Consider the following 20820-nt stretch of genomic DNA (forward strand, 5'->3'; position numbering starts at 1 on the left):
TGGACGCAAGCAGTCTTGTTATCTTCGTACCATTGTTTGGTGTGAACCCCTTTTGAATCGGGTTCACCAATGGTGTGTGGTGTAAGTTATCGGCCTATTAGTACCGGTCAGCTTCACGAGTCGTTAGTCCTCGCTTCCACATCCGGCCTATCAACCCAGTGGTCTGGCTGGGGGCCTCTCACACACAAGGTGTATGGAAATCTCATCTCGAAGCGAGCTTCCCGCTTAGATGCTTTCAGCGGTTATCCCATCCGAACGTAGCTAATCAGCGGTGCACTTGGCAGTACAACTGACACACCAGAGGTTCGTCCGTCCCGGTCCTCTCGTACTAAGGACAGCCCTTCTCAAATTTCCTGCGCGCGCAGCGGATAGGGACCGAACTGTCTCACGACGTTCTAAACCCAGCTCGCGTACCGCTTTAATGGGCGAACAGCCCAACCCTTGGGACCTACTCCAGCCCCAGGATGCGACGAGCCGACATCGAGGTGCCAAACCATGCCGTCGATATGGACTCTTGGGCAAGATCAGCCTGTTATCCCCGAGGTACCTTTTATCCGTTGAGCGACGGCCATTCCACAATGTACCGCCGGATCACTAGTCCCGACTTTCGTCCCTGCTCGAGATGTCTCTCTCACAGTCAAGCTCCCTTGTGCACTTACACTCGACACCTGATTGCCAACCAGGCTGAGGGAACCTTTGGGCGCCTCCGTTACTTTTTAGGAGGCAACCGCCCCAGTTAAACTACCCATCAGGCACTGTCCCTGACCCGGATTACGGGCCGAAGTTAGATGTCCAAAGTGACCAGAGTGGTATTTCAACGATGACTCCACCCGAACTGGCGTCCGGGCTTCAACGTCTCCCACCTATCCTACACAAGCCACTCCGAACACCAATACCAAACTATAGTAAAGGTCTCGGGGTCTTTCCGTCCTGCTGCGCGTAACGAGCATCTTTACTCGTACTGCAATTTCGCCGAGTTTATGGTTGAGACAGCGGGGAAGTCGTTACTCCATTCGTGCAGGTCGGAACTTACCCGACAAGGAATTTCGCTACCTTAGGATGGTTATAGTTACCACCGCCGTTTACTGGGGCTTAAATTCTCAGCTTCGCCTTGCGGCTAACCGGTCCTCTTAACCTTCCAGCACCGGGCAGGAGTCAGTCCGTATACATCGTCTTGCGACTTCGCACGGACCTGTGTTTTTAGTAAACAGTCGCTTCCCCCTGGTCTCTGCGGCCCCGATCCCCTCCCACCAGCAAGTGGTGTTCAAGGTTGGGGCCCCCCTTCTCCCGAAGTTACGGGGGCATTTTGCCGAGTTCCTTAACCATAATTCTCTCGATCGCCTTAGTATTCTCTACCTGATCACCTGTGTCGGTTTGGGGTACGGGCGGCTAAAACCTCGCGTCGATGCTTTTCTAGGCAGCATAGGATCACCGAATCCCCCCATACGGGGGTCCCGTCAGGTCTCAGGCATCATGAACGGCGGATTTGCCTACCGTTCGCCCTACATCCTTGGACCGGGACAACCATCGCCCGGCTCGGCTACCTTCCTGCGTCACACCTGTTAATACGCTTACCTCCCAGGATCAGGTCCCGCGCTCCACCAAAACCCTCACACCACAAGGGCGATCGGGCAGGCTTCGGGCAGTTAGTATCCCCTGTTCAGCATGGGCGGTTTTTCGCCGGTACGGGAATATCAACCCGTTGTCCATCGACTACGCCTGTCGGCCTCGCCTTAGGTCCCGACTTACCCAGGGCAGATTAGCTTGACCCTGGAACCCTTGATCATTCGGCGGACGGGTTTCTCACCCGTCTTTCGCTACTCATGCCTGCATTCTCACTCGTGTAGGCTCCACCGCTGGTTTACACCGCGACTTCACTGCCCACACGACGCTCCCCTACCCATCCACACTCCTGAACCACAAAGGCTTGGATAAAATGTGAATGCCACAACTTCGGCGGTGTACTTGAGCCCCGCTACATTGTCGGCGCGGAATCACTTGACCAGTGAGCTATTACGCACTCTTTTAAGGATGGCTGCTTCTAAGCCAACCTCCTGGTTGTCTTCGCAACTCCACATCCTTTCCCACTTAGCACACGCTTAGGGGCCTTAGTTGGTGGTCTGGGCTGTTTCCCTCTCGACTATGAAGCTTATCCCCCACAGTCTCACTGCTGCGCTCTCACTTACCGGCATTCGGAGTTTGGCTGACGTCAGTAACCTTGTAGGGCCCATTAGCCATCCAGTAGCTCTACCTCCGGTAAGAAACACGCAACGCTGCACCTAAATGCATTTCGGGGAGAACCAGCTATCACGAAGTTTGATTGGCCTTTCACCCCTACCCACAGCTCATCCCCTCCATTTTCAACTGAAGTGGGTTCGGTCCTCCACGACGTCTTACCGTCGCTTCAACCTGGCCATGGGTAGATCACTTCGCTTCGGGTCTAGATCACGCCACTGCAACGCCCTATTCAGACTCGCTTTCGCTACGGCTGCCCCACACGGGTTAACCTCGCGACGTAACACTAACTCGCAGGCTCATTCTTCAAAAGGCACGCCGTCACCAGAATCAGACTGGCTCCGACGGATTGTAAGCACACGGTTTCAGGTACTGTTTCACTCCCCTCCCGGGGTACTTTTCACCTTTCCCTCACGGTACTGGTCCGCTATCGGTCATTAGGGAGTATTTAGGCTTATCAGGTGGTCCTGACAGATTCGCACGGGATTTCTCGGGCCCCGTGCTACTTGGGATACTTCCCAGGCGGTACACAACATTACGGTTACGGGGCTCACACCCTCTCTGGCCGGCCTTTCAAGACCGTTCACCTATGCCTGCACATCACACCTCGCTGGTCCGGCAGAACCAGCACGGGAAGTCCCGCAACCCCGACCATGCAACGCCCGCCGGCTATCACACATGGAACGGTTTAGCCTGATCCGCGTTCGCTCGCCACTACTAACGGAATCACTATTGTTTTCTCTTCCTGCGGGTACTGAGATGTTTCACTTCCCCGCGTTCCCTCCACGCACCCTATGTGTTCAGATGCGGGTCACCAGGCAGCTCGCGCCCCTGGCGGGGTTTCCCCATTCGGACACCCTGGGATCACAGTCCGGTTATCGACTCCCCCAGGCTTATCGCAGATTCCTACGTCCTTCTTCGGCTCCTAATGCCAAGGCATCCACCGTGTGCTCTTAAAAACTTGACCACAAAAGATCAAAAAAACTAATTTTCGAGAGAACCACAGAAACCACTGCACCATCCCGAAAGACAGCACAACAGATCCAGGTTCATATTCTTGGAAATTGCTTCTTATAAAAGATGCTCGCGTCCACTATGTAGTTCTCAAACAACAACCCCGTACCACACACCCCACACACACCCGCCCCCACAAAAAGGACAAAGCAACCATGCGATCGATGCAGCCAGGAAACCAGAAACAAACAAGTACCGAACCACCACAGCCAAAAAGCCGCAGCACCCGGCCCTGTTGCCTCAGGACCCAACAGTGTGCCAAACACTAAACCACCACTCCCATCCCCGCACCGTTCCAGGACACACCCGCCGCAATTACTCACAGCAAGGGTCCGTACTAGGCGCAGGGAAAAAACCGGCGGCCGCTATTTGTTGATATTCCACCCGTGAGCACCCGCCGCAGAACTTTCGTCTGCGCAACGGGCATATACTCCTGACAACCCCGCCACACCCGCATACACGGGGCACGGTGGCTGTAGGTGCTCCTTAGAAAGGAGGTGATCCAGCCGCACCTTCCGGTACGGCTACCTTGTTACGACTTAGTCCCAATCGCCAGTCCCACCTTCGACAGCTCCCTCCCACAAGGGGTTAGGCCACCGGCTTCGGGTGTTACCAACTTTCGTGACTTGACGGGCGGTGTGTACAAGGCCCGGGAACGTATTCACCGCAGCGTTGCTGATCTGCGATTACTAGCGACTCCGACTTCATGGGGTCGAGTTGCAGACCCCAATCCGAACTGAGACCGGCTTTTTGGGATTAGCTCCACCTCACAGTATCGCAACCCTTTGTACCGGCCATTGTAGCATGCGTGAAGCCCAAGACATAAGGGGCATGATGATTTGACGTCGTCCCCACCTTCCTCCGAGTTGACCCCGGCAGTCTCCCATGAGTCCCCGCCATTACGCGCTGGCAACATGGAACGAGGGTTGCGCTCGTTGCGGGACTTAACCCAACATCTCACGACACGAGCTGACGACAACCATGCACCACCTGTGAACCGGCCCCAAAGGGGAAGGACTGTTTCCAGCCCGGTCCGGCCCATGTCAAGCCTTGGTAAGGTTCTTCGCGTTGCATCGAATTAATCCGCATGCTCCGCCGCTTGTGCGGGCCCCCGTCAATTCCTTTGAGTTTTAGCCTTGCGGCCGTACTCCCCAGGCGGGGCACTTAATGCGTTAGCTACGGCGCGGAAAACGTGGAATGTCCCCCACACCTAGTGCCCAACGTTTACGGCATGGACTACCAGGGTATCTAATCCTGTTCGCTCCCCATGCTTTCGCTCCTCAGCGTCAGTTAATGCCCAGAGACCTGCCTTCGCCATCGGTGTTCCTCCTGATATCTGCGCATTTCACCGCTACACCAGGAATTCCAGTCTCCCCTACATCACTCTAGTCTGCCCGTACCCACCGCAGATCCGGAGTTGAGCCCCGGACTTTCACGGCAGACGCGACAAACCGCCTACGAGCTCTTTACGCCCAATAATTCCGGATAACGCTTGCGCCCTACGTATTACCGCGGCTGCTGGCACGTAGTTAGCCGGCGCTTCTTCTGCAGGTACCGTCACTTTCGCTTCTTCCCTACTGAAAGAGGTTTACAACCCGAAGGCCGTCATCCCTCACGCGGCGTCGCTGCATCAGGCTTTCGCCCATTGTGCAATATTCCCCACTGCTGCCTCCCGTAGGAGTCTGGGCCGTGTCTCAGTCCCAGTGTGGCCGGTCACCCTCTCAGGCCGGCTACCCGTCGTCGCCTTGGTGAGCCATTACCTCACCAACAAGCTGATAGGCCGCGAGTCCATCCAAAACCACAAAAAGCTTTCCACCCCCCACCATGCGATGAGGAGTCATATCCGGTATTAGACCCAGTTTCCCAGGCTTATCCCAGAGTTAAGGGCAGGTTACTCACGTGTTACTCACCCGTTCGCCACTAATCACCCCAGCAAGCTGGAGGTCATCGTTCGACTTGCATGTGTTAAGCACGCCGCCAGCGTTCATCCTGAGCCAGGATCAAACTCTCCGTTGAAGTAAAACAAAAACGAACACAACTCAAAACCCCCGGGAAAACGGAAGAAAAAAGCTGCAAAATTTGAAACCAGCTGTAAAAACCAGACCACACCACGGGGTGGCGGATCCAGTCAATTCAACCAATCCATATAAATAAATTGGTATCAACAAACTTGGCACACTATTGAGTTCTCAAACAACAGACACACCCGGCACCACCACAACCAACAAACAGTCGCGGATCGCTCCGGAGCAACTTTCCAAACTTACCCGATCCCGGACCACTATGCAAACCGGCGTTTCCGCCAACCACAAGCACCACAGGAAGGATCCCCACCCGGTTTCCGCACGCCACAAAAGCGCCGTTTTCCAGGCCGTTCAACAAGGGGGTCGGTCGCTATCTTTCCGCATCAGCGGCGGCGACTCGAATTACTTTACACGCCCGAAGCACCCCACACAAATCAACCCCCACACCACACGTGCGGGCCGCAAAACCCCGGAATTCCGCGGATTCCCGGCCCGCCCCGCCGCTTAGAGGCACCCCAAGTCCGTGGAAGAGCTTATGTGGACTGAGTCACAGCAAATACGAACGAGAAGTCAGCCTCCCGCGGCGTCAGCCGGTAGCCCTCCAGCACACCCGGGCCGCAGGCAGCGGTGCCGATTCCGTGCACCGCGTGGTCGAGGTACACGTAGCTGCGGCCGTCCGGGACGAGGTCCGGTCGGTGGTTTGCGGCATCCAGCACTTCCAGGCTGTACGGGCGCACGGTGAGGGCGAACCTCTCACCCGCGATGGCGAGGCGGCCGGCGTCGAGCTCCAACGCTGCCGTGTACACGCCGGAACGGGCGCCGGACTCCTGGGGCCGGACGTATTCGACGTCCATGTCGGTCACCGGCATGCGATGCCAGCCAAGCCTGGTGCCCTGGCCGGTATCCGGGTAGCTCTGGTGCGGCCCCTGACCGAACCACCCCACGGACTCAGCCGCTGAAGCCAGCACGAGTTCCAGGCCTATCCGGGCCCACGGCACTGGCTTGCCGGCGTTGACCCACGAACCGTCGGGCCTGACCGATGTCCGAAGGCTGACTCGGAAGCCGTCACTGGTCCAGACGTATTCGGCCAGGACACCGAACTGCTTACCGGCGGCGGCAACCCGTGTCCGCACCACAAGCTCTTCGCCGCCGTCTGCCGAAGGACGGGAGGAAATCCCGACCAGCCGCGGATGCATCCGGTTGAGCCCCGCGTCCAGCCATTGGGTGGCCACGGGACTCGGATCCGGGCTGCCCCATTCCGCACCCAGGTCGTTGTCCGTGGGTGCACGCCACAGCAGCAGCCGGAATCCCTCGACCGCAGTCTCGCCCAGCCGGATGAGCGAACCCGTGGCCCGTTCGAAAACAGCCGGTCCCAGCCGGAGGAAATCACCGTCCACCTTCACAACGGCCGCGGCCGCCGGCGCAGGTGCCATCCGCACGTTGGCTGACGCCTGGCCCCACGCAACTTCATGGCCCGCATCTGCCCACACTGCATCTTTCGCGAGCACCGCGCTGACCGTCAGCACCACCGGCGCCTGAGCAGCCAGCCCCGGCGCGTGCACGGCGCGTTCCAGCAGTCCTGCCGGCAGCTGGACATCGGCAGATTCGTGCGGCGCCACGGGCGCTACGTCAACCCGACCGCCGTCGACCGTCACGCCTTCGGACTCCACTGTGTACCGAAATTCAAGACTCGCTGTGTCGGCGAAATCGAAGCGGTTGGTGAGCGAGAAAGCGGACCAGTCCCCTGCTACCTCAATGGCCAGCGGCTCGATGACCTTCTTGAAATCCAGAAGGCCCGGGCGGGGGACGCGGTTGGCGTCCACGAGGCCGTCCGTGACGAAGTTGCCGTCGTGGACTTCCTCGCCGAAGTCGCCGCCGTAGACGAAGTATTCCTGGCCGTCAGGGCCCGTGCGGGTGATGCCGTGCTCCAGCCACTCCCACACGAAGCCGCCCATAAGCCTGGGGTGCCGGTGGAAAAGCTCCTGGTACTCGGACATGCCGCCCGGTCCGTTGCCCATGGCGTGGACGTACTCGCACAGGACAAACGGCATGGCCCGGCGCCGCGCGTCCAGCGCCGCATCGTCCAGGGGAGGCTCCGCGCCCTGGCCGATCAGCGCCGTCTCCGCCTGGCTTGCATACATCCGCGAGTAGACGTCCACGTACGCCGAGCTCCAGTCGCCCTCATAGTGGATGGGCCTGGACGGGTCACGGAGTTTGGTCCAGCGGGACATCGCCGCGAGGTTCTCGCCCGTCCCTGCCTCATTGCCCAGGGACCACATGATCACCGATGCGTGGTTCTTGTCCCGTTCCACAGTCCGGGACATCCGGTCGAGAAGGGCCGGCTGCCACTGCGGATCTGCGCTGGGGTTCTGCTTCCACCCGCCCTCTTCGAAACCGTGCGTTTCAAGGTCGCATTCAAGGACAACGTAGAAGCCGAGCCGGTCGGCCAGCGCCAGGAAGTCCGGATGCGGCGGGTAATGCGAGGTCCGGATGGCGTTGATGTTGTGCTGCTTCATCAGCCGCAGCTCGCTCTCCATGACGTCCTTCGGAACCACGCGGCCGAGCCTGGGATGGTGCTCGTGGCGGTTGACGCCGCGGAGCAGTATCCGCTGACCGTTCACTTTGAACTGTGCGTCCTCGATAGCGATGCTCCGGAAGCCGATCTGGACCGAAACGGTTTCCCCCTGCTTCCCCGCGGTTGCTGTGCTGACGGTGGCGTCGTAGAGCCGCGGCACTTCTGCCGACCACGGGGAGACCCCCGGGATCCGACGTTCCTCCCCGGCGGGCAGTTCCAGCCCCAGTTCCGGAACGCGCACGACGGCGGCAATCGCCTCACCAGCCCGGCTCGCCTCAACACGCAGTATGCCTTCGCCGCTGTGATGGTCGAAGTCCGCGTGGACAAAGACGTCGTCAATTCCGTCGGACGGCCGCCCCTGCAGCGCCACGTCGCGGAAGATGCCCGGCAGCCACCACATGTCCTGGTCCTCGACATAGCTGGCCGCCGAGAACTGGGCGACCTGCACTGCGAGCACGTTCCTGCCCGGCACCAGGACGCCCGAAGCATCGAATTCGTGGGCAAGCCGGCTGCCGCGCGTGGTCCCCAGCAACGTGCCGTTCAGCCACACGGTTCCGGCCGACTCAATGCCGTCGAAACGGATCAACGCCGACGGGAAGAACTCTGGACCCGCCTCAAACTCGAGGAAGAGATCACCGACGGGGTTGGCGTCCGGTGCGTGCGGTGGTTCCACAGCGAAGGGGAACTGAACGTTGGTGTACCAGGGCGTTCCGTGGCCGTGCATGGGCCAGCTCGAGGGCACCGGAAGATCGCCGAAATCCGGACGGTCCCCGCCTGCCTGCCAGCCGTCCTGGGGCGCCTGCCGGACGCCGGCGTGAAGCCTGAACTTCCACACGCCGTTCAGCGACAGGCGCGGCGCATCGCTCTCGAGATAGGCCCGTGCCGGCTTCGTGCCCTGTGCCGGAGCCACCGACGCGAGATCAGCGACCTGCTCGGCGGCAACGTCCAGGCGCTGCTCGGGAGCAGCGGCCGCCGGCTGGGCCGCGGACCGGGAGCCGGTGGCCGCACTGCGGCTGGCGGCGGCGTCCACGGCGGCGCTTACTGCGGAGGTTGGGCTGGCGGTTGTGGGCTCAACGGGCATGGCGGTCCTCGGTTTGGGGTCGGTTCCAGTGCAGTGTGCGCCGGTGCACTTGTGCGTCGTCGCAGTTTCGTGAACGTTCACGTTCCAAGCGATACTACGTCAACGCAACGTGCTTGAAAAGGGCTCACTGCCCCTGGGCTAAGCCACTCCCGCCCGCAGCGGCCCGCCAATGTGACCAACCCTGATTCGGTTAGGCCGGCGAGCCACCGGCGACGCTGTCCCGGCGGCATCACCGCCGACAATCACGAACTCCGAGCCTGTAACGAAGGAGGATTTGTCGTCCAGCCGCCTCATCCGTGCTTCTGCCCCTGGAGTTGGCTTCGAGCCGCCGAATACAGCTCGCTCGGCAGGGCTTCGGCTGACCGGGCTGCATAGCAGCCGAATGGCATCAGGCAGTTTCCCGGAGCGCCAGCCGATGCTTCAAGGTCAGCCGTGATTCCTCTGATCCGGGGGTGATTGACCCCGACAACAGACCATCAAGAAGTTCGACGGCGGCCCGTCCAACCTCGCGGAGGTCCAAGGCCAGCGTGCTGAGCTGCGGTGTCAGGAGTTCTCCGAGGGGGATTCCGTCCATGCCTACCACCGCACAGTCTTCCGGCACGCGACGTCCCGCATCAGCTGCAGCCTTAAGGACGCCGGCGGCCATGAGATCGTTGAAGACCAAGATCCCGTCAGTCTCCGGATGCGCCCGAAGGAACGCAGCCGCGGCCACCTTGGCCGCCTCTGCTGTCTCTTCGGCGACGATCAGGGACCAGGACATCCCGGCCTCGTCCAAACGCCCAGCCACGGCCTTTCCACGGACGGTGCTGGGAACTTGTACGCCGCCGGAGGGAGCGGCACCAGCCTCCAGATAGGCGATGTGTTGCCGTTTCGTGTGGATCAGTCGATCCACGGCCAGCAGAGCAGCGTGATCGTAATCGAAGTTGATTCTTCCGGCCGCACCTTCCTGAGCCTCGTCCAGGACAATCAGCGGACGACGCCCCAGGACGGACTGCGCGTGGTCGGCGTGGCCGCCAAGGTAGCCGATCACGGCGTCGACCTGGGGTGCCAGATGCTCGACGGCGTCCAGGCCGCTGCGGCCGCCGTGACCATAGTCGTCGACCACCACGTGCCACCCGCGGAGTGTGGCCAATTCCACGACGCTTGAGGCAAAGGCTGGGTAATACGGGTTGGTCAGGTCAGGAATCGCCAGGCCAACTGACGTCCGGGCCCCCTGGACGAGGCCCTTGGCGAACCGGCTCGGGGTATAACCCAGCTCCTGAGCCAACTCCTGCACGCGTTGGCGGGTGGATTCTTTGATCCCCGGCATGCCATTCATTGCCCGTGTGACAGTCTGGCGGGAAACCCCGGCGGCCGCGGCCACGTCCAGGATTGTGGCCCGCTTGGCAGGGTATCCGGACGGTGTGTGGCTCATGAAGTGTAAGTCTAGGGGCGCGCTGGCGGGAGAGCGTTGCCCGGGGGCAGTGCAGGATGTGCGGGCGGGTCCTGCGAAAGGGGCCAGGACCCGCGAGGGGGTGTGGTGTTAGGGGTGGCTTAAATGCGGGAGAGCCCCAACCGTGTGGTTGGGGCTCTCGACCTGAATGGTGTTCCGGCGGTGACCTACTCTCCCACACCCTCCCGGGTGCAGTACCATCGGCGCTGTGGGTCTTAGCTTCCGGGTTCGGAATGGGACCGGGCGTTTCCCCCACGCTATGACCGCCGTAACCCTTGCTCCGCGCCCTGGACGTGTGGTCCGGGGCGGGAAATCTGTGGTTACAACATGTGTTCTGCCGGTGAAGGCAGTTGTGGTGTTGTTATTTTATTGTTGATTCCTGAACGCAACGGGTTTGTTGGTTGGGAACCACATAGTGGACGCAAGCAGTCTTGTTATCTTCGTACCATTGTTTGGTGTGAACCCCTTTTGAAACGGGTTCACCAATGGTGTGTGGTGTAAGTTATCGGCCTATTAGTACCGGTCAGCTTCACGAGTCGTTAGTCCTCGCTTCCACATCCGGCCTATCAACCCAGTGGTCTGGCTGGGGGCCTCTCACACACAAGGTGTATGGAAATCTCATCTCGAAGCGAGCTTCCCGCTTAGATGCTTTCAGCGGTTATCCCATCCGAACGTAGCTAATCAGCGGTGCACTTGGCAGTACAACTGACACACCAGAGGTTCGTCCGTCCCGGTCCTCTCGTACTAAGGACAGCCCTTCTCAAATTTCCTGCGCGCGCAGCGGATAGGGACCGAACTGTCTCACGACGTTCTAAACCCAGCTCGCGTACCGCTTTAATGGGCGAACAGCCCAACCCTTGGGACCTACTCCAGCCCCAGGATGCGACGAGCCGACATCGAGGTGCCAAACCATGCCGTCGATATGGACTCTTGGGCAAGATCAGCCTGTTATCCCCGAGGTACCTTTTATCCGTTGAGCGACGGCCATTCCACAATGTACCGCCGGATCACTAGTCCCGACTTTCGTCCCTGCTCGAGATGTCTCTCTCACAGTCAAGCTCCCTTGTGCACTTACACTCGACACCTGATTGCCAACCAGGCTGAGGGAACCTTTGGGCGCCTCCGTTACTTTTTAGGAGGCAACCGCCCCAGTTAAACTACCCATCAGGCACTGTCCCTGACCCGGATTACGGGCCGAAGTTAGATGTCCAAAGTGACCAGAGTGGTATTTCAACGATGACTCCACCCGAACTGGCGTCCGGGCTTCAACGTCTCCCACCTATCCTACACAAGCCACTCCGAACACCAATACCAAACTATAGTAAAGGTCTCGGGGTCTTTCCGTCCTGCTGCGCGTAACGAGCATCTTTACTCGTACTGCAATTTCGCCGAGTTTATGGTTGAGACAGCGGGGAAGTCGTTACTCCATTCGTGCAGGTCGGAACTTACCCGACAAGGAATTTCGCTACCTTAGGATGGTTATAGTTACCACCGCCGTTTACTGGGGCTTAAATTCTCAGCTTCGCCTTGCGGCTAACCGGTCCTCTTAACCTTCCAGCACCGGGCAGGAGTCAGTCCGTATACATCGTCTTGCGACTTCGCACGGACCTGTGTTTTTAGTAAACAGTCGCTTCCCCCTGGTCTCTGCGGCCCCGATCCCCTCCCACCAGCAAGTGGTGTTCAAGGTTGGGGCCCCCCTTCTCCCGAAGTTACGGGGGCATTTTGCCGAGTTCCTTAACCATAATTCTCTCGATCGCCTTAGTATTCTCTACCTGATCACCTGTGTCGGTTTGGGGTACGGGCGGCTAAAACCTCGCGTCGATGCTTTTCTAGGCAGCATAGGATCACCGAATCCCCCCATACGGGGGTCCCGTCAGGTCTCAGGCATCATGAACGGCGGATTTGCCTACCGTTCGCCCTACATCCTTGGACCGGGACAACCATCGCCCGGCTCGGCTACCTTCCTGCGTCACACCTGTTAATACGCTTACCTCCCAGGATCAGGTCCCGCGCTCCACCAAAACCCTCACACCACAAGGGCGATCGGGCAGGCTTCGGGCAGTTAGTATCCCCTGTTCAGCATGGGCGGTTTTTCGCCGGTACGGGAATATCAACCCGTTGTCCATCGACTACGCCTGTCGGCCTCGCCTTAGGTCCCGACTTACCCAGGGCAGATTAGCTTGACCCTGGAACCCTTGATCATTCGGCGGACGGGTTTCTCACCCGTCTTTCGCTACTCATGCCTGCATTCTCACTCGTGTAGGCTCCACCGCTGGTTTACACCGCGACTTCACTGCCCACACGACGCTCCCCTACCCATCCACACTCCTGAACCACAAAGGCTTGGATAAAATGTGAATGCCACAACTTCGGCGGTGTACTTGAGCCCCGCTACATTGTCGGCGCGGAATCACTTGACCAGTGAGCTATTACGCACTCTTTTAAGGATGGCTGCTTCTAAGCCAACCTCCTGGTTGTCTTCGCAACTCCACATCCTTTCCCACTTAGCACACGCTTAGGGGCCTTAGTTGGTGGTCTGGGCTGTTTCCCTCTCGACTATGAAGCTTATCCCCCACAGTCTCACTGCTGCGCTCTCACTTACCGGCATTCGGAGTTTGGCTGACGTCAGTAACCTTGTAGGGCCCATTAGCCATCCAGTAGCTCTACCTCCGGTAAGAAACACGCAACGCTGCACCTAAATGCATTTCGGGGAGAACCAGCTATCACGAAGTTTGATTGGCCTTTCACCCCTACCCACAGCTCATCCCCTCCATTTTCAACTGAAGTGGGTTCGGTCCTCCACGACGTCTTACCGTCGCTTCAACCTGGCCATGGGTAGATCACTTCGCTTCGGGTCTAGATCACGCCACTGCAACGCCCTATTCAGACTCGCTTTCGCTACGGCTGCCCCACACGGGTTAACCTCGCGACGTAACACTAACTCGCAGGCTCATTCTTCAAAAGGCACGCCGTCACCAGAATCAGACTGGCTCCGACGGATTGTAAGCACACGGTTTCAGGTACTGTTTCACTCCCCTCCCGGGGTACTTTTCACCTTTCCCTCACGGTACTGGTCCGCTATCGGTCATTAGGGAGTATTTAGGCTTATCAGGTGGTCCTGACAGATTCGCACGGGATTTCTCGGGCCCCGTGCTACTTGGGATACTTCCCAGGCGGTACACAACATTACGGTTACGGGGCTCACACCCTCTCTGGCCGGCCTTTCAAGACCGTTCACCTATGCCTGCACATCACACCTCGCTGGTCCGGCAGAACCAGCACGGGAAGTCCCGCAACCCCGACCATGCAACGCCCGCCGGCTATCACACATGGAACGGTTTAGCCTGATCCGCGTTCGCTCGCCACTACTAACGGAATCACTATTGTTTTCTCTTCCTGCGGGTACTGAGATGTTTCACTTCCCCGCGTTCCCTCCACGCACCCTATGTGTTCAGATGCGGGTCACCAGGCAGCTCGCGCCCCTGGCGGGGTTTCCCCATTCGGACACCCTGGGATCACAGTCCGGTTATCGACTCCCCCAGGCTTATCGCAGATTCCTACGTCCTTCTTCGGCTCCTAATGCCAAGGCATCCACCGTGTGCTCTTAAAAACTTGACCACAAAAGATCAAAAAAACTAATTTTCGAGAGAACCACAGAAACCAACCACACCCAACAACACCACCCCAAAAGGTGACACCATCACGCGCAGCCAGATCCAGGTTCATATTCTTGGAAATTGCTTCTTATAAAAGATGCTCGCGTCCACTATGTAGTTCTCAAACAACAACCCCGTACCACACACCCCACACACACCCGCCCCCACAAAAAGGACAAAGCAACCATGCGATCGATGCAGCCAGGAAACCAGAAACAAACAAGTACCGAACCACCACAGCCAAAAAGCCGCAGCACCCGGCCCTGTTGCCTCAGGACCCAACAGTGTGCCAAACACTAAACCACCACTCCCATCCCCGCACCGTTCCAGGACACACCCGCCGCAATTACTCACAGCAAGGGTCCGTACTAGGCGCAGGGAAAAAACCGGCGGCCGCTATTTGTTGATATTCCACCCGTGAGCACCCGCCGCAGAACTTTCGTCTGCGCAACGGGCATATACTCCTGACAACCCCGCCACACCCGCATACACGGGGCACGGTGGCTGTAGGTGCTCCTTAGAAAGGAGGTGATCCAGCCGCACCTTCCGGTACGGCTACCTTGTTACGACTTAGTCCCAATCGCCAGTCCCACCTTCGACAGCTCCCTCCCACAAGGGGTTAGGCCACCGGCTTCGGGTGTTACCAACTTTCGTGACTTGACGGGCGGTGTGTACAAGGCCCGGGAACGTATTCACCGCAGCGTTGCTGATCTGCGATTACTAGCGACTCCGACTTCATGGGGTCGAGTTGCAGACCCCAATCCGAACTGAGACCGGCTTTTTGGGATTAGCTCCACCTCACAGTATCGCAACCCTTTGTACCGGCCATTGTAGCATGCGTGAAGCCCAAGACATAAGGGGCATGATGATTTGACGTCGTCCCCACCTTCCTCCGAGTTGACCCCGGCAGTCTCCCATGAGTCCCCGCCATTACGCGCTGGCAACATGGAACGAGGGTTGCGCTCGTTGCGGGACTTAACCCAACATCTCACGACACGAGCTGACGACAACCATGCACCACCTGTGAACCGGCCCCAAAGGGGAAGGACTGTTTCCAGCCCGGTCCGGCCCATGTCAAGCCTTGGTAAGGTTCTTCGCGTTGCATCGAATTAATCCGCATGCTCCGCCGCTTGTGCGGGCCCCCGTCAATTCCTTTGAGTTTTAGCCTTGCGGCCGTACTCCCCAGGCGGGGCACTTAATGCGTTAGCTACGGCGCGGAAAACGTGGAATGTCCCCCACACCTAGTGCCCAACGTTTACGGCATGGACTACCAGGGTATCTAATCCTGTTCGCTCCCCATGCTTTCGCTCCTCAGCGTCAGTTAATGCCCAGAGACCTGCCTTCGCCATCGGTGTTCCTCCTGATATCTGCGCATTTCACCGCTACACCAGGAATTCCAGTCTCCCCTACATCACTCTAGTCTGCCCGTACCCACCGCAGATCCGGAGTTGAGCCCCGGACTTTCACGGCAGACGCGACAAACCGCCTACGAGCTCTTTACGCCCAATAATTCCGGATAACGCTTGCGCCCTACGTATTACCGCGGCTGCTGGCACGTAGTTAGCCGGCGCTTCTTCTGCAGGTACCGTCACTTTCGCTTCTTCCCTACTGAAAGAGGTTTACAACCCGAAGGCCGTCATCCCTCACGCGGCGTCGCTGCATCAGGCTTTCGCCCATTGTGCAATATTCCCCACTGCTGCCTCCCGTAGGAGTCTGGGCCGTGTCTCAGTCCCAGTGTGGCCGGTCACCCTCTCAGGCCGGCTACCCGTCGTCGCCTTGGTGAGCCATTACCTCACCAACAAGCTGATAGGCCGCGAGTCCATCCAAAACCACAAAAAGCTTTCCACCCCCCACCATGCGATGAGGAGTCATATCCGGTATTAGACCCAGTTTCCCAGGCTTATCCCAGAGTTAAGGGCAGGTTACTCACGTGTTACTCACCCGTTCGCCACTAATCACCCCAGCAAGCTGGAGGTCATCGTTCGACTTGCATGTGTTAAGCACGCCGCCAGCGTTCATCCTGAGCCAGGATCAAACTCTCCGTTGAAGTAAAACAAAAACGAACACAACTCAAAACCCCCGGGAAAACGGAAGAAAAAAGCTGCAAAATTTGAAACCAGCTGTAAAAACCAGACCACACCACGGGGTGGCGGATCCAGTCAATTCAACCAATCCATATAAATAAATTGGTATCAACAAACTTGGCACACTATTGAGTTCTCAAACAACAGACACACCCGGCACCACCACAACCAACAAACAGTCGCGGATCGCTCCGGAGCAACTTTCCAAACTTACCCGATCTCAAGAATCAAAGCAAATCAGCATTTCTGCGATCTGCCGGTCATCGAGACCAACCCCGCCGTCATGCAGCACGCCAAGTGGCGAACCGTTTTTCAGGCTGTTTAGAGGGGATTTGGCCGCCTCCGGTAACCAGCTTCTCGCCGGCCCCCTCTCGGCGACTTAGAAAACAATACACCTACTTGGGCCCCACCGCAAACCCTCCCCCGTATGGCTCCAAAACCCCGCAAATCCGGGGCAAAACGGGTGCTGTCGGCACATTCCAGGGCGCCGGCGTCGCACTCGGGTTCTGTGTGCTGTATCACCAGCGGCTGGCGGCGCCGGTTAAACGCAAGAAGGGCCGGCAACCGTGAGGTTGCCGGCCCTTCTTAGACCACTGGAATCAGCAGTGCTGAGCTAACAGCTGTACTGAATTACCAGGAAGACTTGGTGATGCCCGGGAGCTCACCGCGGTGAGCCATGTCGCGGAAGCGAACACGGGAGATACCGAACTTCTGGAAGGTACCGCGGGGACGGCCATCGATGATGTCGCGGTTACGCAGACGTACCGGTGAGGCGTTGCGGGGCAGCTTCTGCAGGCCGAGGCGTGCAGCTTCGCGTGCTTCGTCGGTTGACGCAGGGTCAACCAGAGCCTTCTTCAGTTCGAGGCGCTTTGCAGCATAGCGCTCGACGATGACTTTACGCTGTTCGTTCTTAGCGATCATTGACTTCTTAGCCATAGTGCTTAGCGCTCCTCTCGGAATTCGACGTGCTTACGGATGCGGGGGTCGTACTTCTTCAGAACCATGCGGTCCGGGTCGTTACGACGGTTCTTGCGCGTGACGTAGGTGTAACCCGTGCCAGCGGTCGACTTGAGCTTGATGATCGGACGTACGTCCTTGTCCTTTGCCACTAGAGCTTCACTCCTCGTGCCAGGATGGCGGCTACGACAACGTCGATGCCACGTACGTCGATGGTCTTGATGCCACGTGCAGAGACCTGCAGGGTGACATTACGGCGCAGGGACGGAACCCAGTAGCGCTTCTTCTGGATGTTCGGGTCGAACCGGCGCTTGTTGCGACGGTGCGAGTGCGAAATGCTGTGTCCAAAGCCCGGCTCGGCTCCGGTCACCTGGCAGTGTGCTGCCATGACGACTCTCCTCATGAAAATAAATGAAACGGTCCGCAGAGTTCCGCGTACCGTGCGACAGGCGGCGTCCGCATCCAGCTCACATCGCGCGTTCCGCAGGCGTCGGCAGCCGGCATAACCGGCTGTTTTCCGCACTGCGGGGAACATGATGGGCCACGAGTACCGGGCAGAAGAATCCTCTGCGAAGTACCGGGATACTGGGCGAATACAGGAGTGCACGCAACTTGAGCCCCTAACTACCGGCCTTGAGGACTGTCGATATTGAGGACAGATCCCGCCAACCGGAGCAATTGCACACGCTCCGCGCCACCTAGCGCCTACCAAGTCTACGAGCTTGACTAATTAAAGGCGAATCGGGTAGCCGCCGTTGCCCTCCGCGGGTGTATAAGCCCGGCTGCCTCACCGTTTCCAAGTCACATCGGCGCCGCAGTCTTTTCACAGCAGAATGAAAGGTACCGGCCGCACCGTTGAAGCATGAACACACACCTCCTGCCGGCTTTGCCCGCCGGTTCCCGGGACCGTAAGGGGCCGGGCTCTTTCAGGGCCAGGCACCGCCGTCGCCTGCTCCGCACGGACCTGCTGGCAACGGCTGCCTGGGCCTCCATCGCCGCCGCCGTGGCGTTGTGGCTGGCCGACGGCGGTACCTCGGGATTCTCGACACTCGCCGGCGCTTTCACCTCCTTGGGTATCGTGGCCGGACTGGCCGGCATGGACCTGGTCCTACTCATGCTGCTGCTCGCAGCAAGGATTCCGCTCATCGACCAGACCGTCGGCCACGACCGTGCCCTGGAGTTCCACCGGAAGCTCGGCAAACCATCGCTCTACCTCCTGCTGGCGCACGGAATCCTGATTGCCATCGGCTACGGAATGACCGAAGGGCTGGACCCCGTCAGCGAAGCGGTGTCCTTGTGGGTGCTGGTGCCGGATATGTGGCTGGCCTTCATCTCCATGGCGCTCTTTATCGCAGTGGTGGTGACGTCCCTGGTTGCAGTCCGCCGGCGTTTTCCCTACGAGTTCTGGTACGCGGTGCACCTGCTGACTTATGCCGCCGTCGCAACCTCGCTGCCCCATCAGTTCAGCGTAGGCGGGCTGTTCGCCGAAGGTACGTGGCAGCGCTGGTACTGGCTGGCGGTGTGCATCGCCACCGGCGCGGCCCTCCTGCATTACCGCGTCCTGGAACCGGTCATTGCGACGTTCCGCCATCAGCTCACCGTCAGCCGGGTGGTGCAGGTGGCACCCGGCGTGGTCAGCATTGAAATGCACGGGCTACGGCTCAACGAGCTGGCCGGAACCGGCGGAAGGTTCTTCATCTGGCGTTTCCTGGCACCGGGCTTGTGGTGGCACCCGCATCCGTTCAGCCTCTCGGCCGAGCCCTTGCAGTTCGACGCCTCCGGGCGCGGCTTGTTGAGGATCACGGTCCGGAACCTCGGCAGGGGATCGGCCCAGCTGGCAGGCGTGAAGCCCGGGACGAAAGTGGCGGTGGAGGGGCCCTACGGCATCTTCAGCACCGCGGCAAGGAGCCGGGACCGTGTAGTGATGATCGGAGCAGGCATCGGCATCACGCCGCTGCGGGCCCTCCTTGAATCGACGCCCTTCGCCCCGGGGCAGGCCACCGTGATCCTTCGGGGCCGCAGCGAGCAGGAACTGTACCTCGGCGACGAGATCCTGGACCTGGCCCGGAACCGTGGCGCCACAGTGTTCCACCTGACCGGCGCCCGTTCGGCCCGGCACACAGGAAGCTGGCTCCCGGACAGCGCCACCAACGCCGGTCATCGGCTGGCGGACTACGCCCCCGAAATCGCAGACGCGGATGTCTACGTCTGCGGGCCGGCCGCGTGGGCACGGAACGTGATTGCCGATGCCCGCGCCGCCGGCGTCAGGGAAGACCAACTCCACTACGAAAGGTTTGACTGGTGAGAATACGCGCAGCAGTATCGGCAGCACTTGCCTCCGCGGGCATCCTGCTTGCGGGATGGCAATCAGGCATCCACGTGGAGGACACGCGGAGCGCCGCGGCCAGCACCTCGGCAGGCATCAACGGAACCACCGGCGCTACGGGCGCTACCGGCGCCACCGGTTCCACCGGTTCCTCCAGCTCCAGCTCGGGGTCTACGGATACGGGCGCCAGCGGCACGGGATCCTCCGGCGCCGGCACCGGCACCGCCGGAACGGATTCGGGTGCGGCTGCAGAGCCCACTACCGGAGCCGCCGCGAAGGCCGGGGGAACCTACACCGGCAGTGTGGTGCAGACGCGCTTCGGTGCAGTCCAGGTCCAGATCACGGTAAAGGCCGGCGCCATCACCGATGTGGAGGCCCTGCAGCTGACCGACGACGACCGCAAATCCGTCCAGATCAGCAACCGGGCAGCGCCCCTCCTCAGGTCCGAAGTCCTCGCCGCCCAGTCGGCCGACGTCCAGACCATCGGAGGCGCCACCGTGACCAGCGTCGCTTATCTGAACTCCCTCCAGGCGGCCATCGATGCAGCGAATCTCTGATCCGCAAACCGGAGCCGAAGCCCAGCCGCTGGAGGCGCCGTCGTTGCGGGCCAGGACCTTCAGCTGCATGGGAACGGTGGTCAGCCTGACCCTGCCCGCGGCTTCAGGCGCGGACGAGCTGGTAGCGGCCACCGCCGTCGTCGAACGGCTTTTTGCCGGGCTGGACGAAACGTTCAGCCTGTACCGCGCCGATTCCGAGGCCAGCAGGTTGGCGCGCGCCGAGATCAAACTCCCGGACGCCTCCGAAGTCATGCGCCGGCTCTACGCGGACGCCGTCGGCTGGCGGCTGCTGACCGAAGGTGCGTTTACGCCGGAACGGCCCGACGGCGTGCTCGACCTTTCCGGGATCGTCAAGGGATATGCGATCCAGGAGGCGGGCATATCCCTGCTCGCCCTGGGCCTACCCGACTGGTGCCTGAACGCCGGCGGCGATGTGCTGGTGAGCGGATCGCCCGGAGCCGGGAGCCCGGGTTCCGGCTCCAATGAGACGTGGCGGGCCGGGATCGTGGATCCGGAGGACCGCCGGACCCTGATTGCCGGCTACCCGCTGGGAGGCAAAGCGGGGGCAAAGCTGGCACTGGCCACGTCCGGTTCCGCGGAACGGGGAGACCATATCTGGGCTGCCGGCGCAGGGACCGGCGCAGCCAGCGTAGTCCGTGCAGCCCCGGCATTCCGCCAGGTTTCGGTTGCGGCGGCGGACATCGTGACGGCCGACGTGCTGGCGACGGCGATCGTGGCCGGCGGGATGCCGATGCTGGACCGCGCCACGGACGGGTGGAATATCGAGGTATTGGCCGTGCGGGCAGGCGGCGGACTGCTCGCGACGCCCGGCTTCAGGCGATAATTTCCGGCGAACGGCTCGCGGCGAACGGCTCGCGG

The 20820-nt window shown here is 60.0% G+C and carries 8 protein-coding genes and 5 rRNA genes; 3 read left to right on the forward strand and 10 right to left on the reverse strand.

Going from position 1 to position 20820, the window contains the following annotated elements; all coding sequences use genetic code 11:
• Positions 1-76 precede the first annotated feature (76 nt).
• The 10 genes from ACSQ1X_RS20295 to rpmB all read right to left on the reverse strand — a co-directional run bounded on the left by ACSQ1X_RS20295 (position 77) and on the right by rpmB (position 17446).
• A 23S ribosomal RNA gene (locus tag ACSQ1X_RS20295) occupies positions 77-3202 on the reverse strand.
• Between the two features lie 537 nt (positions 3203-3739).
• Positions 3740-5265 (reverse strand): 16S ribosomal RNA (locus ACSQ1X_RS20300).
• The 16S and 23S rRNA genes sit together here, the layout of an rRNA operon.
• A 541-nt stretch (positions 5266-5806) precedes the next feature.
• A complete protein-coding gene (locus ACSQ1X_RS20305; protein ID WP_436059055.1) occupies positions 5807-8929 on the reverse strand; it encodes a glycoside hydrolase family 2 TIM barrel-domain containing protein in 3123 nt (1040 codons plus the stop codon).
• 388 nt (positions 8930-9317) lie between these two features.
• The gene (locus tag ACSQ1X_RS20310) at positions 9318-10343 is read right to left on the reverse strand and encodes a LacI family DNA-binding transcriptional regulator (protein ID WP_436059056.1); all 1026 of its coding nucleotides are present in this window, start codon (positions 10341-10343) and stop codon (positions 9318-9320) included.
• Positions 10344-10515: 172 nt separating this feature from the next.
• Positions 10516-10632: ribosomal RNA gene (gene rrf / locus ACSQ1X_RS20315) — 5S ribosomal RNA — on the reverse strand.
• A gap of 221 nt (positions 10633-10853) precedes the next feature.
• Positions 10854-13979 (reverse strand): 23S ribosomal RNA (locus ACSQ1X_RS20320).
• Between the two features lie 559 nt (positions 13980-14538).
• Positions 14539-16064 (reverse strand): 16S ribosomal RNA (locus tag ACSQ1X_RS20325).
• A 667-nt stretch (positions 16065-16731) separates the two neighbouring features.
• A complete protein-coding gene (gene rpsN, locus ACSQ1X_RS20330) occupies positions 16732-17037 on the reverse strand; it encodes a 30S ribosomal protein S14 (RefSeq protein WP_011693742.1) in 306 nt (101 codons plus the stop codon).
• Between the two features lie 5 nt (positions 17038-17042).
• A complete protein-coding gene (rpmG, locus tag ACSQ1X_RS20335) occupies positions 17043-17210 on the reverse strand; it encodes a 50S ribosomal protein L33 (protein ID WP_011693743.1) in 168 nt (55 codons plus the stop codon).
• Positions 17210-17446, reverse strand: a complete 237-nt coding sequence (gene rpmB / locus ACSQ1X_RS20340) for a 50S ribosomal protein L28 (protein WP_011693744.1) — start codon at positions 17444-17446, stop codon at positions 17210-17212. Before rpmB ends, rpmG begins: the two co-directional genes overlap by 1 nt.
• Positions 17447-17920: 474 nt before the next feature.
• Here rpmB and ACSQ1X_RS20345 point away from each other — a divergent pair, with 474 nt between their 5' ends.
• The 3 genes from ACSQ1X_RS20345 (at position 17921) to ACSQ1X_RS20355 (ending at position 20785) form a co-directional block, all read left to right on the forward strand.
• Positions 17921-19363 (forward strand): ferredoxin reductase family protein, encoded by a 1443-nt coding sequence (locus ACSQ1X_RS20345; RefSeq protein WP_055800569.1) that lies wholly within the window; start codon positions 17921-17923, stop codon positions 19361-19363.
• On the forward strand, positions 19360-19941 hold the full coding sequence (locus tag ACSQ1X_RS20350; protein WP_436059057.1) for an FMN-binding protein: 582 nt from the start codon (positions 19360-19362) through the stop codon (positions 19939-19941). The genes ACSQ1X_RS20345 and ACSQ1X_RS20350 overlap by 4 nt, the downstream gene beginning before the upstream one ends.
• Before the next feature lie 67 nt (positions 19942-20008).
• Positions 20009-20785 carry an FAD:protein FMN transferase gene (locus tag ACSQ1X_RS20355; protein WP_436059375.1) on the forward strand — a complete coding sequence of 259 codons (777 nt, stop codon included), beginning with the start codon at positions 20009-20011 and terminating at the stop codon, positions 20783-20785.
• Positions 20786-20820: the final 35 nt, after the last annotated feature.

The organism is Arthrobacter sp. LjRoot78 (assembly GCF_964254335.1).
GTDB lineage: Bacteria > Actinomycetota > Actinomycetes > Actinomycetales > Micrococcaceae > Arthrobacter.